This window comes from Marinospirillum celere, assembly GCF_900112235.1.
Lineage (GTDB): Bacteria > Pseudomonadota > Gammaproteobacteria > Pseudomonadales > Halomonadaceae > Marinospirillum > Marinospirillum celere.
The window spans coordinates 467,150-483,085 of the sequence record NZ_FOLH01000002.1; the positions used below are offsets into that span (position 1 = coordinate 467,150).

Annotated in this window: 12 protein-coding genes; 11 read left to right on the plus strand and 1 reads right to left on the minus strand. The window is 50.6% G+C overall.

What is annotated here, in order from left to right; all coding sequences use genetic code 11:
- Positions 1-106: 106 nt before the first annotated feature.
- From ntrB to cysG, 7 genes are all read left to right on the plus strand, one after another.
- Positions 107-847 (plus strand): nitrate ABC transporter permease, encoded by a 741-nt coding sequence (ntrB, locus tag BM185_RS06775; RefSeq protein WP_245751718.1) that lies wholly within the window; start codon positions 107-109, stop codon positions 845-847.
- 20 nt (positions 848-867) lie between these two features.
- Positions 868-1,725: an ABC transporter ATP-binding protein gene (locus BM185_RS06780; RefSeq protein WP_091961135.1), complete on the plus strand. Its 858-nt coding sequence runs from the start codon at positions 868-870 to the stop codon at positions 1,723-1,725.
- Positions 1,726-1,751: 26 nt separating this feature from the next.
- Positions 1,752-4,271, plus strand: a complete 2,520-nt coding sequence (gene nirB / locus BM185_RS06785) for a nitrite reductase large subunit NirB (protein WP_091961137.1) — start codon at positions 1,752-1,754, stop codon at positions 4,269-4,271.
- The gene (gene nirD / locus BM185_RS06790; RefSeq protein ID WP_091961139.1) at positions 4,268-4,618 is read left to right on the plus strand and encodes a nitrite reductase small subunit NirD; all 351 of its coding nucleotides are present in this window, start codon (positions 4,268-4,270) and stop codon (positions 4,616-4,618) included. Before nirB ends, nirD begins: the two co-directional genes overlap by 4 nt.
- Positions 4,619-4,718: 100 nt before the next feature.
- Positions 4,719-5,216, plus strand: a complete 498-nt coding sequence (locus BM185_RS06795) for a DUF934 domain-containing protein (RefSeq protein WP_091961142.1) — start codon at positions 4,719-4,721, stop codon at positions 5,214-5,216.
- A 208-nt stretch (positions 5,217-5,424) separates the two neighbouring features.
- A complete protein-coding gene (locus BM185_RS06800; RefSeq protein WP_091961359.1) occupies positions 5,425-6,162 on the plus strand; it encodes a phosphoadenylyl-sulfate reductase in 738 nt (245 codons plus the stop codon).
- A gap of 15 nt (positions 6,163-6,177) precedes the next feature.
- Positions 6,178-7,566 carry a siroheme synthase CysG gene (gene cysG, locus BM185_RS06805; RefSeq protein WP_091961144.1) on the plus strand — a complete coding sequence of 463 codons (1,389 nt, stop codon included), beginning with the start codon at positions 6,178-6,180 and terminating at the stop codon, positions 7,564-7,566.
- On the opposite strand, the gene BM185_RS06810 is transcribed toward cysG, so the two are convergent.
- On the minus strand, positions 7,550-9,598 hold the full coding sequence (locus tag BM185_RS06810) for a TonB-dependent receptor family protein (protein WP_177203496.1): 2,049 nt from the start codon (positions 9,596-9,598) through the stop codon (positions 7,550-7,552). The genes cysG and BM185_RS06810 overlap by 17 nt on opposite strands.
- A gap of 125 nt (positions 9,599-9,723) precedes the next feature.
- Here BM185_RS06810 and BM185_RS06815 point away from each other — a divergent pair, with 125 nt between their 5' ends.
- From BM185_RS06815 to BM185_RS06830, 4 genes are read left to right on the plus strand one after another with little or no spacing between them, the layout of a single operon-like run.
- Positions 9,724-10,278 (plus strand): TetR/AcrR family transcriptional regulator, encoded by a 555-nt coding sequence (locus tag BM185_RS06815; protein WP_091961150.1) that lies wholly within the window; start codon positions 9,724-9,726, stop codon positions 10,276-10,278.
- On the plus strand, positions 10,275-11,327 hold the full coding sequence (locus tag BM185_RS06820) for an efflux RND transporter periplasmic adaptor subunit (protein WP_091961153.1): 1,053 nt from the start codon (positions 10,275-10,277) through the stop codon (positions 11,325-11,327). Before BM185_RS06815 ends, BM185_RS06820 begins: the two co-directional genes overlap by 4 nt.
- 12 nt (positions 11,328-11,339) lie before the next feature.
- Entirely contained in the window at positions 11,340-14,420 is a 3,081-nt protein-coding gene (locus BM185_RS06825; protein ID WP_091961157.1) for an efflux RND transporter permease subunit, read from the plus strand.
- Complete coding sequence (locus tag BM185_RS06830; RefSeq protein WP_177203497.1) at positions 14,374-15,930, plus strand: CHAD domain-containing protein; 1,557 nt, start codon at positions 14,374-14,376, stop codon at positions 15,928-15,930. The genes BM185_RS06825 and BM185_RS06830 overlap by 47 nt, the downstream gene beginning before the upstream one ends.
- Positions 15,931-15,936 lie beyond the last annotated feature (6 nt).

Genomic DNA, 15,936 nt, shown 5'->3' on the forward strand with positions numbered 1-15,936 from the left:
TCTGAACTATAGGGTTGATGATAAATTATCTTTCATTAATAATTTTCTTGTGGCTCTGAAAAACACTGGAAATTATTTTGTTTTTAATGTTCTTCCAGCATTAGTGGTGACAAGCTTGCTTTTGCTGATTTGGGAAATGTTGAGCGGCTCGCAGGGAGCCCTCCTCCCAGCTCCATCACAAGTTGTCAGCGATACTTGGGAATTGATCGTCAACCCCTTCTATAACTATGGCGGGAATGATGTCGGCATGGGATGGCAAATTCTTGCCAGTCTGGAGAGGGTTGCCTATGGCTATTTGATGGCTGTAGTTGCCGGTGTGGCACTGGGTGTTTTGGTAGGCCAGTCAACCTGGGCCATGCGCGGTCTGGATCCGGTTTTTCAGGTGCTGAGAACCGTGCCTCCCTTGGCTTGGCTACCTATTTCCCTGGCTGCTTTTCAGGCCAGTAACCCCTCCGCCATTTTTGTGATTTTCATTACTGCCATTTGGCCCATCATTATCAATACCTCTGTGGGCATTCGTAATATTCCTGATGATTATCGGAATGTTGCTAAGGTGCTTTCTCTGAATGGCTATGAATACTTTGTGAAAATCATGCTGCCAGCAGCTGCACCCTATATTTTCACTGGTTTGCGAATTGGGGTTGGTCTGTCCTGGCTAGCTATTGTTGCTGCAGAAATGCTAATTGGTGGCGTAGGTATAGGTTTCTTTATCTGGGATGCCTGGAATGCCTCAATGCTGAGCGACATTATTTTGGCTTTGGTTTATGTCGGGCTAGTAGGTTTCTTTCTTGACCAGTTTATCGGTTTTATTGGTCGCCTGGTTACTCGTGGAACCAGTAGTAGCTAAGAATTAATAGGAGTCAAATTATGAGTAATGCATTTCTTTCTATTGAAAAAGTCAACATGGTTTTTGGTGAAGGTAAAAAAGAGACCCGTGTTCTTGATGACATCAATCTTCAAATAGACAAAGGCGAATATGTATCCATTATTGGTCACTCAGGATGTGGTAAATCAACTGTTTTGAATATTGTTGCTGGCCTGCTTTCGGCAACCTCCGGTGGCGTCATTCTGGAAGGAAAAGAAGTTAATTCTCCTGGTCGGGATCGTAGTGTTGTTTTCCAGAATCACTCTTTGCTGCCCTGGCTGACGGTTTATGAAAATGTCGCTCTTGCCGTGAATAAAGCCTTCAAAAAAACGAAAACGGCTAAAGAGAGACGTGACTGGATACTTCAGAGTTTGGATATGGTGGGTATGTCCCATGCGCTGGATAAACGTCCCAATGAAATTTCGGGTGGTATGAAACAGCGTGTAGGTATTGCTAGAGCCCTGTCACTGGAGCCTCGCGTGCTTTTGCTCGATGAGCCTTTTGGGGCTCTGGATGCTTTGACGCGATCTCATTTGCAGGATGAGGTTATGAGTATTCAAGAAAAATTGAATACAACCATCATTATGATTACTCATGATGTTGATGAAGCTGTCTTACTTTCAGATCGCATTGTGATGATGACCAATGGGCCTGAAGCAACCATTGGTGAAATCCTGGATATCGAGTTACCGCGTCCTCGCAATCGTATCGAGATGGCAGATAACCCGCTTTATAACCGTTATCGCCAGCAGGTATTGAGCTTCCTTTATGAAAAGCAGCGCAAGGTGGAAGACCTGCCTTCGGCAAAAAAGACGCGAGCAGCAGAAAGCGCAACTAATAAAGAAAAAGAGCTGGCGTAAGTCTGCTGGTTGAGGAGGTTAGAAACATGAAAAAGCAACTGCTAGTCATTGGCAATGGCATGGTTGGTCAGCATTTTATTGAACAATTCCTGGATGCTGCTGATGGCGACAGCTGGGAAATCAGAGTGCTGGGTGAAGAAGCCTATGCAGCCTATGACCGAGTGCACTTGTCCGAGTATTTTGAGCGAGGTCAGGCTGAAGATTTGCTCCTGGCTGACCCGGCTTTCTATCAGGGTAACAAGATTCAATTACACCTGAACGAGCAGGCGCTTAAAGTTGACCCCCAGGCCAGGAAGGTCACTACTTCCAAAGGAAGTTATGACTATGATCAACTGGTTCTGGCCACCGGCTCCTATCCCTTTGTTCCCCCTATTGAAGGCAAAGACCTGCCACATTGCCTGGTCTATCGCACTCTGGATGATCTGGATGCCATCAAAGCCAGCGCCGAAGGCAAAACTAAGGGTGTGGTCGTTGGTGGTGGTTTGTTGGGTCTGGAAGCCGCCCACGCCTTGCAAAAACTGGGGTTGGAGGCTTCGGTCGTTGAGTTTGCGCCGCGCCTGATGCCAGTACAGCTGGATGCTGAGGCCGGGAAACTCTTGCGCCAGAAGATAGAAGATCTGGGTGTTAAGGTTTACACAGAAAAAGCGACGCAACTGATCCGTCCAGGTGATGAGCATCGCCTGTGCATGGAGTTCAGTGATTCCAGCCACCTGGAAACTGACTTGATTGTCTTCTCAGCCGGGATACGTCCTCAGGATGCTCTGGGCCGTGAAGCCGGTCTTAAGTTGGGTGAAAGAGGCGGGATACTAGTGGATAACGCCTGTCGAACCAGTGATCCCAACATCTATGCAATTGGTGAATGTGCGATTTGGAATAATCAGCATTTTGGTTTGGTCGCTCCTGGTTACCAGATGGCGCGTACTGCTGCCGCAGCCATTAATGGCGATTCTTCTGTGACCTTCACCGGCGCTGATATGTCCACCAAACTGAAGCTTTTGGGTGTGGATGTAGGCTCAATCGGTGATGCTCATGTCACTACGCCAGGTGCGCAAACCTACCGCTATTTGAATGAAATTGACGGTATCTACTATAAACTGGTAGTTTCAGAAGATCACAAAAAACTCCTGGGTGCCATTCTTGTGGGTGATAATGCGCCCTACGATACCCTGCTGCAATATGCCCTGAATGGGATAGACCTGCCCGAGCAGCCAGAAGCCTTGATTCTACCGAGCAATGCCGGTGGTCCGCCGGCTTTGGGCGCTGATGCGCTGCCGGATGAAGCCAGTATTTGCTCTTGCCACAATGTCACCAAAGGCGATATTCGTGAAGCCATGAATGATGGCATTATGAGTCTGGGTGACCTGAAAACCACAACCAAAGCCAGCACTGGCTGTGGTGGCTGTGCGGCCATGCTGAAAACTGTCTTTGAAAATGAATTGGAAAGTCGCGGTGTTAGTGTTGATCGCTCCCTGTGTGAGCACTTTTCCTATACCCGCCAGGAGCTTTTTCACCTGGTTCAAGTAGAAGGGATACGTAGTTTTGAAGAACTGCTGGAAAAACATGGCAAGGGTGGCGGCTGTGAAATCTGTAAACCCACGGTTGCTTCAATTCTGGCCAGCTGCTGGAATGAACATGTGCATGAAGAACCTCATGTTTCTCTGCAGGACACCAATGATACCTTCATGGCTAATATGCAGAAGAACGGCACCTATTCTGTAGTGCCCAGAATCCCCGGTGGTGAAATTACTCCAGAGATGCTGATCAAAATCGGTGAGGTGGGTAAAAAATACCAGCTGTATACCAAAATCACCGGTGGGCAGCGGATTGATCTTTTCGGAGCCACCCTGGATGAACTGCCCCTGATTTGGGAAGAGCTGATCGCCGCTGGTTTTGAAACTGGGCATGCCTATGGTAAATCCCTGAGAACCGTTAAATCCTGCGTCGGTAATACCTGGTGCCGCTATGGTGTTCAGGACAGCGTCAGCATGGCGATTTTCCTGGAGAACCGTTACAAGGGTTTGCGCTCACCCCATAAAATTAAAATGGCGGTTTCCGGCTGTACCCGTGAGTGCGCTGAAGCGCAAAGCAAGGATATCGGGGTTATTGCCACTGAAAACGGCTGGAACCTCTTTGTCTGTGGTAATGGCGGCATGCGTCCACGCCATGCGGATCTTTTTGCCACGGACTTAAGCGATGAAGAACTAATTGCCACTATTGACCGAGTGCTGATGTTTTACGTACGCACCGGTGATCGTTTGCAACGCACTTCCGTCTGGCTGGAAAACCTGGAAGGTGGTCTGAACTATCTCAAAGAGGTGGTGCTGGAAGACAGTCTGGGCCTAGGTGCCGAGCTGGAAGCCCAGATGCAACAGGTGGTAGATACCTACCAATGCGAATGGAAAACCGCCATTGAAGACCCCAGCAAACGCAAACGCTTCCGCAGCTATGTCAATGCCGATGAACCCAGGCGTGCCCGTATTCAACTGGTTGAAGAAAGAGGCCAGTTGATTCCTGTACGGGATATCACTGAAGAGGAGGTCGCATGAACAGCGCACACTTAAATGCAGCCCAGTGGCATCCTGTTTGTCGTCTTGATGACCTGGTCGCTAACTCGGGTGTCGTGGCCTGGCTGGATGCCCAGCCAGCAGCACTTTTCTGGTTACCAGATCAGGAGCCTGCGATTTATGCACTGGCCCACTATGACCCCCTGGGTAAGGCGGAAGTTCTGGCGCATGGCCTGGTTTGTGAAAGCCAGGGTGAGTGGTCGGTTGCTTCACCCCTCTACAAGCAACGTTATCGGCTAACTGATGGCCAATGCCTGGAAGAAGAAAGCATCAAGGTTCGTACCTGGCCGGTTCGACTGGTGGGCGCAGAAGTAGAAGTCTATTATTGATATTCTATTTATGAATATAAAAAGCTCTACTTAGTATTTTTTGTTTGTCTTGAGAGGCGTTAGACTGCGTAGCAGATCGCTTAATGATAAGGAGAGGTAAATGCCCCTGCTACGTAATCGCCGCCTGGTTGAACAGGATAGCTGGCAGTTTCTGCACGTTGATGCAGAAACCGGCCAACTGCCCCAGGAACCCTGGTCGGAAGCTGCTGTTCTTCCTGCTGCCCACCTGGCTGATTTGACTGAAGATAAAGTCAAAGCAAGCAAACAACTGGGAGCCTGGTTGACCACTGAAGAAGATCATGAACTTCTGCTGCCCTGGCTGGATCAGTTGCAATTGATTGCCATTGAATTCCCTGTCTTTCGGGATGGCCGTGGTTTCAGCCAGGCCCGTCTGCTACGTCGGGCAGGCTTCAAGGGTGAACTCAGAGCCATAGGTGATGTGGCTCGTGATCGTCTGGCTTATCTGGAGCGCTGTGGCTTTGATGCTTTTGACATCGCTGAAGAGCGCTTTAACTCGGATGATTTACAGGCCTTCTCTGAGATTAGTGTGAGTTATCAAGTGGAGACGTTCGAGGACGCTGAAACCGCTCCTGCCTAGTCGAGGCAGCAGGTACTGCTTTTTCAGTCGGTGCCTTTCACCCGAATCCTGGTAGCTGAGCAAGCTCGATACTTACTTTTACAAGTGCAAGGTGTTGATTGTGCAGGCTCTCCACAACAGGAGGTTGCGGCGAGAGCTTACAGGGATGTATTTACGCGTCCTGACACAAGCAGTTACCTTGCGCTTCGCCCAACTTTTGAGGTGCCTCATGTCCCTTGATGCCTTTCTGGAACCCGAATCTAGGCAGGAAGCCAAGCCAATTGATCCCGCCCTTCAGGCCAAGCTGGATCAGGTCACTGAACGCCTGCAATCGGCCTGGCAGAAGTATGGCGAGGCTCTGACCTTTGCCAATAGCCTGGGTGCTGAAGATGCGCTTTTGACCGGCCTGATTGCCGAGCAGCAGCCAGAGATTGCCCAATTTGTGCTGGATACCGGTCGTTTGCCTGAAGAAACCCTGACCCTGCTAGATCAGGTGCGCAGCCGTTGGCCACAAATTAGTCTTCAGGTGTTTTATCCGGATGCCGAGCAGCTGCAAGACTTTGTCAATCGTGAAGGCGTGAATGCCTTTTATCGCTCTCAGGAGTTACGTAAAGCCTGCTGTGGCCTGCGCAAGCTGGAGCCTTTAAAGCGGGCTTTGCAGGGCAAAAAAGCCTGGATTACCGGGCTGCGTCGCGAACAATCTGTCACCCGCGACCAGTTGCAATACAGCCAGTGGGATGCAGGCAATGGCCTGCAGAAACTGAGTCCTCTGTATGACTGGAGTGAAGCGGAAGTCTGGCAGGCGATCAAGGCGCTTAAGCTGCCCTACAACGCCCTGCATGATCAGGGTTATCCCAGTATTGGCTGTGCACCCTGTACCCGTGCAGTCCAGCCCGGTGCTGATCCGCGCTCAGGCCGTTGGTGGTGGGAAAATCCAGAAACCCGTGAATGTGGTTTACACAAGTAAATAAAGAGGCCAACTTTGGACTATTTCCCCTTTTTCTTTGACCTTAAGGGTCGCTCGCTTCTTCTCGTCGGTGGCGGTGATGTGGGTTTGCGTAAAGCACGCCTACTGGTGCGTGCCGGTGCTCGCATTGCTTTGGTGTCCCATGAGGTTGATCCCGAGCTTAAAGAATTGCTAGAGGCACATCAGGGGGAGTGGCTAGCCAGTGACTATTCTGCCGAGCTGCTGGAAGGCCGGGTGCTGGTGGTTGCAGCCACCGATGACCAGGCACTCAACGAGCAGATCCACGCCGACTGTATTGCTCGTAACCTGCCGGTTAATGTGGTGGATAATCCTCCCTTGTGTACCTTTATTTTTCCCGCCATCGTGGATCGCTCGCCATTAGTGATTGGCATTACTTCCAGTGGCAAAGCCCCGGTTCTGGCGCGCTTGCTTAGGGCCAAACTGGAAACCTGGATTCCCACGCGCTATAGCGATCTGGGCCAACTGGCAGCGCGTTTTCGTGATGCCGTTAAAACCCGATTTAGCAATATCAATCAAAGACGCAAGTTCTGGGAAAGCACCTTTCAAGGCACGGTAGCCGAAAGGGTTTTTAATGGCCAGATGGAAGAGGCTGAGCGCCTCTTGCAGGAGCAGTTGGATGCTTCCGACAGTCAGGAGCAGGTGGGTGAAGTGTATCTGGTTGGTGCCGGCCCTGGTGACCCTGAACTCTTGACCTTCAAGGCCCTGCGCTTGATGCAGCAGGCCGATGTGGTGCTCTATGATCGCTTGGTTTCCAAAGAGGTGTTGGATCTTTGCCGCCGTGATGCCAAAATGATTTATGTCGGTAAAAAACGCGATAACCATGCCGTCCCCCAGCCGGACATTAATCGTTTGCTGGTGGAACAGGCCAAGGCCGGTCATCGTGTGGTGCGTTTAAAAGGCGGGGACCCCTTTGTTTTTGGTCGCGGTGGTGAAGAGCTGGAAGAATTGAAAACTGCTGGCGTGCCCTTTCAGGTGGTGCCAGGCATCACCGCTGCCAATGCCTGCTCTGCCTATGCTGGCATTCCTCTGACCCACCGGGACTATGCCCAGTCGGTGAAGATGATCACCGGTCAGCTGAAAAACCGCACCAGTGAATTGAATTTTGCGGAAATGATTCACCCCAACCAGACGCTGGTCTTTTATATGGGTCTGCATACTTTGGAGCTGCTTGTTCAGGGGTTGTTGGAACACGGTAAACCCACTGACACACGTATTGCTATCGTTTCGCAAGGCAGCACGCCGGAACAGCGGGTTCTGACTGGCACCCTGGTGGATATTCTTGCCCAGCAAGAAAAAGCCCAGCTGCCTGCCCCGGCTATCATTATTGTCGGTGAGGTGGTGGAGTTGCAGCCGCAATTGGTCTGGTTTAATACCTCAGATTAATGCCTGCATAAAAGTGTCTGCCTGGGCCGGGTTCCAGATAGTTGTCACCAGAGTTGATGCGCAGGTTGGCCGGATAGTCACGGTTAAACAGGTTGTTGATACCGATATAGGTATCCACCCTGAGGTGTTGAAGTTGCTGACGGCTACCCAGACGACTATTGACTAGACCATAGCCACTCACCTGGCGGCTGTTTTGATTATCGGCATAGACTTCGCTGATCAGCAGGCTATCCACTATGGCAAAAAAACCACTGGTTTCTCGCCAGGCCAGCTCGGCAAAAAGCTGGTGTTCAGGAAGGCCAGGCAAGCGTTTATTGTTCAGGTTGTTGCCTTCTTCATCCTCAAAGCGGCGAAAACGAAAATCCGACCAGGTATAGGCCAGGCGGGTAACTAACTGCTTGTTGAAGTTGTAATCCAGGCTGGCTTCCAACCCCAGGCGGCGGGTTTTACCGGCATTGGCAAAGCGATCCGGGTCAGAGGCAATCTTGATGATTTCATCGTCCGTGGTGACTTGGAAAACAGCCAACTGATATTGGCTGCTGGGATTGAAAGCGCCTTTCAAACCTGTTTCCAGATTCAGTGCCTGCTGGGGTTTAAGTTGCGGATCAAAACCGGCTTCAGGCTCATTGGGGTCATAGAATTCCGTAAAGGTTGGGCTTTCAAAGGAAGTGCCCAGGCGTGCGTAAAGTTGATGGTCAGGGTTCAGGCTGAGGCTTAAACCCAGGGTGGTGCTGAATTCATCGAAACTTTGTTTGCCTGAAGCCTGGCCTTCCGGGGTAAAGCGATCCTCAATTTCCATGTCCAACTGGTCATAACGCCCACCCAGAGTCAGCGTCAGGGCAGAGGTTAAAGGCCAGTCGATTTCACCATAAACACCCAGGCTGGTGGCCGTTTCCAGCGCATCCTGCGATTGGCCGGTTACCTCCGCATCCGGGTTGACGGAGTAGCGCTGGCGATCATCGCTTTGCTGCAAGAGTTCGACACCCACTACCCACGGCAGGCGTTGCTGATTCAACACGAAGCTGTCTCTGTAGTTGCCGCCCAGTCCATAAAAGTGCCGCTCAAATTCAATCAAGCTGGGGCCGGGAAAGGGCAGTTGCTGTTGAAAATCCCGATGACTATAAAAGACCTGTAGGCGCAGCTCGCCCGTCAGGTTATGGCGATCTGAATATTCCAGGCCCAGGCGTTGCTGCTGAACTTCCTGCCCGGCATTTAAAGCCAGTGCATTGGCTGAGGCCTGACCTGGATTTTCTCTGGCCTGCTGACGTGTCAAACCAGCTGGGTCCTGGCCCAGGGGTTGATCCAGCGCGGTAAACACCAGACGCAGGTTACGATCTTCGGCGAGCCAATAGTTGGCTTGGGTATTGATCAGGCGTTTTTCTGTTTGACTCTGTTCACGATAGCCCTGATAGCGCATTTGCCAACCACTGACATGACCTGTCCAGCGTCCATTTTGACCGCCTGCCAGAGCGCCGATTCGATAGAAATCATCGCTGCCCACCTGTCCTCTGGCTTCCATTTCTATGTCTTCACTGCCATCACGGGTGCGCAAGAGGACAACACCTCCAGCGGCATTGCCATAGAGCGCTGAAGAAGGGCCGCGCAGAACTTCGGCTTCAGTCAGGGACTGTAAATCAATGGTATCCACCTGTGACTGACCGTCCGGCAGGGTTTCGGGAAAGCCATCGACCCGCAGGTGAAGACCTCGAATGCCAAAGGGTGCCCGGGCCCCAAAGCCCCGAATGGATAAGCGCAGATTCTGAGCAAAGTTATAACGATTTTGAAAAAAAGTGCCTGGCACTCGATTTAGGCTTTCATCAAGTTGTAGCTGCTGACGCCCGCTTTGCAACTGGGTTGAGTCCAAATAACTGATAGCTGCTGCGGTGTCTTTAAGCTCCCGCTCCAGACCTGCCGCTGTCACTGTAAGCGGTGGCAGCTCAACGCTGGGCTCATCAGCTAGAGAAGTGGTCGAAAAAAAGGCCCAAGCAACCAGCAGACTCAACAAGGACAGGTATCGAAACAGGAGCTTCACAGGCTTTCCTTTAGTTGCGGTCAATACTCAAGGAGCTTAATCCTAGAAGTTATGACTTGCCAAATTCGACTGTTAACTATACCATCCGGTATTAACTTTACCATACGGTTGTTTAAGGTGAGATCATGACCAAAGCCAGACGCAGAAATAACTCCGCCAATGCCATTCTTGATGCCGCTCAACGAGTCGCTGTGGCTAAGGGTGCCAACAAGGTAAGCCTGGACTCAGTGGCCAAGGAAGCAGGTTTAACCAAGGGTGGGGTTTTATACAACTTTCCCAGCAAGGATGCGCTGATTAGCGGCTTGCTGCTGCGCTTGTTGAAAGCCTATGGTCCCTTGATTGATGAAAGTGTTGAACAGCTGGAGGGTCAAGCCCACCCTCATTTGCGTTCTGTCTTTCGTGTCATCTCTCAGCTACAGGAGTTGGATCATAATATTCCTATGGCGATCCTTGCCGCTGCTGCAGAAAACCTGGAGCTGCTGCAACCCCTTCGTGATGAAATGGCACAGCGTTATCAAAGAATCCAGGCAGAAGCTCCGTCCGGGGATGCTGCTGCTCTGCTTTGGGCGGCGGGTGAAGGCTTGATGCTACTTGATATGCTGAAACTTTTGCCCTTTGGTGCTGAAGAGAAAACCCGTCTTCTGGAAAAGCTGGATGAAAAGGCTGGAGGCCTGAAATGAAACCGATAACACGTCTGCTACCCCATCAAGTGGTGGGGGTGTTACTACTGCTCGTGGTGGGCCAAATGGCCTGGGCAGAAGCGACTACCCCTTTATCCAGTGTCAGAGTAATGACTTTGGGAGCCAGCGAAGTCAGTGAAAGCCGCCGCTTTGTAGGCCGGGTGGATGCGATTAGCAGTGTCGATCTGGCTTTTCAGGTGGGTGGCAAGATTCAAGAATTATCCCTTCAGCAAGGCGTTAAAGTCGCTGAAGGAGAGCTTTTGGCTGCCTTGGATCCTGTGGATTACCAATTAGCCGTGGAGCGGGCTGAAATTGAAGTGGCTCGCGCACAGCGTGATAAGGATCGTAAGCTTTCACTTTATGAACGCAACTCCATTCCCCGAGCCGCTTTGGATGAGGCGCAAGATCAACTGCGTCTTGCTGAAGTGGCACTGAGTGCTGCCCAGAGAGATTTGGATCACACCCGCATGCAGGCGCCCTTTGATGCTCTGGTGTCCCGACGTCTTCAAGAAAAGTATGCCTTGATCCAAGCGGGTACACCTGTAGTCAGGGTTCAGGATGTGACTGAATTGCGGGTTCACATTAGTGTTCCTGAAGATTTGATTCACCGAATTACCCGACCCGATGATTTTCAGGCTTGGTTGAAGCTCTCTGGCCGAGAACCTTTAGAACTCGAATACCGTGAGCATGTCACCGAACCTGACCCGGTGGTGCAAACTTATGAAGTGACGCTAGGTAGGGATCAACTGCCTGACCTGGCTTTACTTCCAGGGCGAACAGTGACAGTGGTTGTCGAAGCCCGTCAAACCCAGCAACAGCAACTGGAAATTCCTGTAGGTGCTTTGAATGGCAGTTCTGACGGCCATTTTTTTGTTTGGATTTATAACCCGGAAACACGCAAAGTCAATGCTCGTCCGGTTGAAGTGGGCCCTTTGCAGGGTAATCGAGTGAAGCTCCTGGCAGGTGTTGAGCCGGGTGAGCAGCTGGTCACAGCAGGCGGTCAGCGTTTGCATGAAGGTATGAAAGTTAAGCCATTCGAGCACTTTTAAAAGGAAGGCAGCATGTTTAATCCCGCTGGTTATACTCTGGAACGCCCTCTGAATGCCTGGGTAATGATTTTGTTATTATTGCTAGGCGGCCTTTGGGCACTAATGACCCTGGGGCGTCTTGAAGATCCTGCGTTTACGATTAAGCAAGCGATGGTGATCACACCTTACCCAGGCGCGACTGCCCAAGAGGTTGAAGAAGAGGTCACTGAGCATCTTGAATCAGCCATTCAGCAGCTTCCCCAATTAAGGCACCTAACATCGCGCTCTTTGCCAGGGCGTTCAGAAATTACGTTGGAAATTGATGATCGTTATCGGGGCAAGGATATGCCGCAAATCTGGGACGAACTGCGCCGCCGAGTTCAGGATGCTCAGCAAGAGATGCCCCCTGGATCTCAACCTTCACAAGTGATTGATGACTTCGGTGATGTATTTGGAATCTTTTATGCGGTGATGGCTGAAGACTTCAGTGATCAGGAAATTCGTGATCTGGAACGTTTTCTTCGCCGTGAACTGCTAACAGTCCCAGGCGTGGGTAAGGTGACCAGTGCAGGCCAGCCGACAGAAACCATTTATCTGGATGTTTCCCATGAGCAGCTGACTCGTTTAAGACTCCCGGTAGATCAGTTGCTAAGTATCATCCAAAGTGAAAATTCGGTGGTTGATGCTGGGCGAAGTCGTATTGATGATCAGCGTTTACGCTTGGTTGTGCGCCCGGGTATGGATTCAGTCGCAACTCTTGAAGCAATTAGAGTGGGCCTGCCAGGTGCAACTGAACAGTTACAGCTTGGAGACCTGGCTGAAATTCATCGCTTGCCCACTGAGCACCCCCGTCACCTAATCAGACACAATGGCCGAGAAGCTTTTACTTTGGCGATAGCCGGCGTTGCTGATACCAATATTGTTGAAGTGGGCCAAGCGGTAGAGGCGCACCTGGCTCATCTGGAACCCAGAATTCCTTTGGGTGTCGAGATACAGCCCATTTATGAGCAGCACCGGGTGGTCGATACAGCCGTTAAAAGTTTCATGGTTAACCTGGCTTTATCGGTCAGCATTGTCATCGCGGTTCTGTGCTTGTTTATGGGCTGGCGTGTTGGTTTGGTGGTGGGTAGCACACTACTCCTCACGGTGTTCGGCACCCTCTTTTTCATGCGCCTGCTGAATATCGATATGGAGCGGGTCTCTCTGGGGGCAATGATTATCGCCATGGGAATGCTGGTGGATAATGCCATCGTTGTCGCTGAGGGAATGTTGATTAATCTTCAGCGTAAACTTAGGCCAGATCAAGCTGCTCAAGAGGCTGTCAGTCGCACTCAATTTCCTTTGTTAGGTGCTACCCTGATTGGCATTATGGCCTTTGCGGGTATAGGTTTGTCGCCGGATCAAACGGGTGAGTTTTTATTCTCTTTGTTCCAGGTTATTTCTATCTCTCTGCTATTAAGCTGGTTGTTGGCCATCACTATTACCCCCTTGCTGGGTTACTACCTATTGCAAGTTCCAGCTTCAGGCCAAGATAGTGACCCCTATGCCAGCCGGGTTTATAGGCTGTATAGCCAGTTATTAAACCTGAGCCTTAACTATCGCAAAGTCACTTTGGGCATTCTTATGCTTTTAACTTTGAGCAGTTTTTTAGCCTTCGGGTGGTTGCGTATGGCTTTCTTTCCCAATTCCAATACGCCACTTTTCTATATTCACTACCAGTTACCTCAAGGCTCAGATATACGTGCTACCAGTCGTGATTTGGCAGAAATGGAACAAATTCTGTTGCAAAAAGAGGAAGTGGTGTCAGTAACCAGTTTTGTGGGTCAAGGGGCAAGTCGCTTCATGCTCACCTATGAACCGACGCAACCTCATCCAGGCTATGGGCAACTGCTGGTCCGGGTTCAGGATTTGGATGCGATCGACCCGATGATTGAAGAACTTCGTGAAAAGCTGGTTTATCCTCAGGGTCAGTTGCGTTTTGAGCGCATCATGTTTGGCCCAGGCGTTGAAGCCCAAATTGAAGCCCGCTTATCCGGAAGTGATCTTGCCCGTCTACGTGAACTGGGTAGTGAGATTACCCAGCAGATGCAGGAGCAACCCGAGCTGGTTGATGTGCGCCATGACTGGAAAGAAAAAGAAAAAGTGTTGAGTCCAAGGTTTCATGAGCAACGTGGGCGTCATGCAGGGATACGCCGGGAGGATTTGGCCCAAGCTTTGAAGTTTTCTACTGAGGGTGTCGTTGCCGGTAGTTACCGCGAAGGAGTTGAGCGCCTGCCCCTGGTTGCGCGTTTGACAGCCAGTGACCGAGGTGACCTGGGGCGTTTGTTGGAACGAAAAATCTGGAGCCCTATGGAGGCGGCCTATATTCCTATGGATCAGGTGGTGGAAGGTTTTGAATTGATCCCCGAAGAAGCCAGTATCCATAGACGTAACCGCTTACGAACTCTAACGGTTCAAGCAGAGCCCGCCCCTGGCTATACAACCGATGAAGCCTTCCAAGCAATTAGCAGACAGCTTGCTGACTATCCCTTGCCCGATGGTTATAGACTGGAGTGGGGTGGTGAATTTGAAGCAGCAACCGATGCCCAAAAGGCTCTGGCTTCTCAACTGCCGATTAGCTTTCTGGTGATGCTGGTAATTTCCTTGCTGCTCTTTGGGCGCTGGCGTCAACCGTTGTTAATTTGGCTGGTAGTTCCCATGTCAGCTGTTGGGGTGGTCTTTGGGCTGCTGGCTACAGGGCTGCCCTTTGGATTTATGGCTTTATTGGGTTTTTTGAGCCTTTCCGGGATGTTGATGAAAAATGCGATTGTTTTGGTTGATGAAATCGACCATCAATTGACGCAGATCAATTCTCGCCGTGAAGCCTTGCTACAAGCGAGTAGCAGCCGTTTGCGACCCGTGATTTTGGCCGCAGTAACAACCATACTAGGAATGCTGCCTTTACTCTTTGATGCTTTCTTTGCCAGTATGGCAGTCACCATTATGGCAGGCTTGGCTTTTGCTACCCTGCTGACCTTGATCGCGGTTCCCGTGCTCTATGACCTTTTCATTTCCGGGAAGGCTACTGATGAAAGGCATGCAGGAAAGCAGTTGGCTACTGAAACAACAACCTGACCTCGACAAATTAGAAACAAGGCTTTTGCCTTGGTGTGAAAGCTTAAGTGAAGAGGCTTCCACTAGCCGATCGATCTGGCTAGTGGATACCTTTGACTGGAATTTATGGCGTAAAAAAACGGCCTTGGTTTATTCCTTGGAGGCAGAGGATCAGAAAGGACTCCTAACGCCCTTGTCTCTGGAAGGCCGGCCATTGAAATTTCCAGCGGCCTGGCTGGAAGCCTGTCCAGCACATTGGTGGCAGTTGCCTCAGAGAGAGCTGCGTACCTTCCTTGAGAAGCGCCTTGAATTTAGCTCTTTGCAGCCGTTAATTGAGATCAGTGAACAAATCAGTCACTGGGCTTGTCGAGATGATGAAGGTAAGATTCTGGTTCGTTTGCAAATCCGCAACCAGGAGATTTTTCGTCTGGATGCTGAGGAAACGCCTCACTATCATCAGTTCTTTCTGACCTGCCAGCCCCTGAGAGGCTATGAGCAGGAAGCCAAAAGGGTCAAACAAAGCCTGGCTTCCTGGCTTAAGCATCAAGCCCTGCCGCTGGAGCCTCGCAAGCTTTATCAGCTCTGTGGATTTGATCCTGCCAGTGAGTTGTTACCCAAGCCTTTACCTCTCTCTGCAAAGAGTCCAACGGAAACTCTATTAAGGGACGCGGGGCGACTATTATTTGCTCAGATGCGCCGTTATGAAGAGGGCATCCTTCAGGATCGTGATACTGAATTTTTGCATCAATACCGTGTGCACTTACGGCGCCTGCGTTCTATCTTTAGTTTGCTGAAAGGGGCTTTACCTCGGCAGGAAGGGCGACAATTAAACAGTTACCTGAAACAACTCAATCAGATCACAGGGCCGCTTAGAGATCTGGATGTGTTTTTATTGCAGCGTCAGAAGTTTCTGAACCTACTACCAGAGGCTTTTCGGCCAGCTTTAGCCGATCTCTTTGTTCGTGTTGAACAAGAAAGGCTGAGTGCGCACCAGCAGTTAGCCACTCAGTTTTTATCCTCTGATTATCGTGAGGCCTGTCAGTGGCTGGGTGCTTTTTTTACTCAGCCGGCCCAGCAGAAAACACCCCTTGGCTGCACCCCAGGCGGCCAGGTTGCTAATCAGAAAATATGGGAACGCTACAATAAAATTTGCAAGCTGGCTCGTCAGGTTAATACTCAGACACCGGATGAAGATCTGCATGAATTGCGTATTGAGTGTAAGAAGCTACGCTATCTTATGGATTTTTTTGCAGGCTTTTACCCCAGCAAGCCGCATCAGCGGAAGGTTAAAAAACTCAAGCGTTTGCAGTCTCTGCTGGGTGATTTTAATGATTCTTCCGTCCAACAAGGTTTCTTGTTAGAGCGTTTGGAAAAGGATACCACCAGTGATTTGGATGCAGCCCTGCACGGCTTGATTACTCTGCTCTACCAGCGTCAACTGGATATTAAACAAAAGGTGGTTCTAGAGCTTCAGGAGTTTACCGGCAAACACATGCGTGCGGCTTTTAAGGCAGGTTATCCCAAACGATAGGTGGAG

Excerpts from the sequence above, each read along its gene's own strand:
- BM185_RS06780 (WP_091961135.1), top strand. The coding sequence starts at position 868 with ATGAGTAATGCATTTCTTTCTATTGAAAAAGTCAACATGGTTTTTGGT.
- nirB (WP_091961137.1), top strand. The coding sequence starts at position 1,752 with ATGAAAAAGCAACTGCTAGTCATTGGCAATGGCATGGTTGGTCAGCAT.
- nirD (WP_091961139.1), top strand. The coding sequence starts at position 4,268 with ATGAACAGCGCACACTTAAATGCAGCCCAGTGGCATCCTGTTTGTCGT.
- BM185_RS06795 (WP_091961142.1), top strand. The coding sequence starts at position 4,719 with ATGCCCCTGCTACGTAATCGCCGCCTGGTTGAACAGGATAGCTGGCAG.
- BM185_RS06800 (WP_091961359.1), top strand. The coding sequence starts at position 5,425 with ATGTCCCTTGATGCCTTTCTGGAACCCGAATCTAGGCAGGAAGCCAAG.
- BM185_RS06815 (WP_091961150.1), top strand. The coding sequence starts at position 9,724 with ATGACCAAAGCCAGACGCAGAAATAACTCCGCCAATGCCATTCTTGAT.
- BM185_RS06820 (WP_091961153.1), top strand. The coding sequence starts at position 10,275 with ATGAAACCGATAACACGTCTGCTACCCCATCAAGTGGTGGGGGTGTTA.
- BM185_RS06825 (WP_091961157.1), top strand. The coding sequence starts at position 11,340 with ATGTTTAATCCCGCTGGTTATACTCTGGAACGCCCTCTGAATGCCTGG.
- BM185_RS06830 (WP_177203497.1), top strand. The coding sequence starts at position 14,374 with ATGAAAGGCATGCAGGAAAGCAGTTGGCTACTGAAACAACAACCTGAC.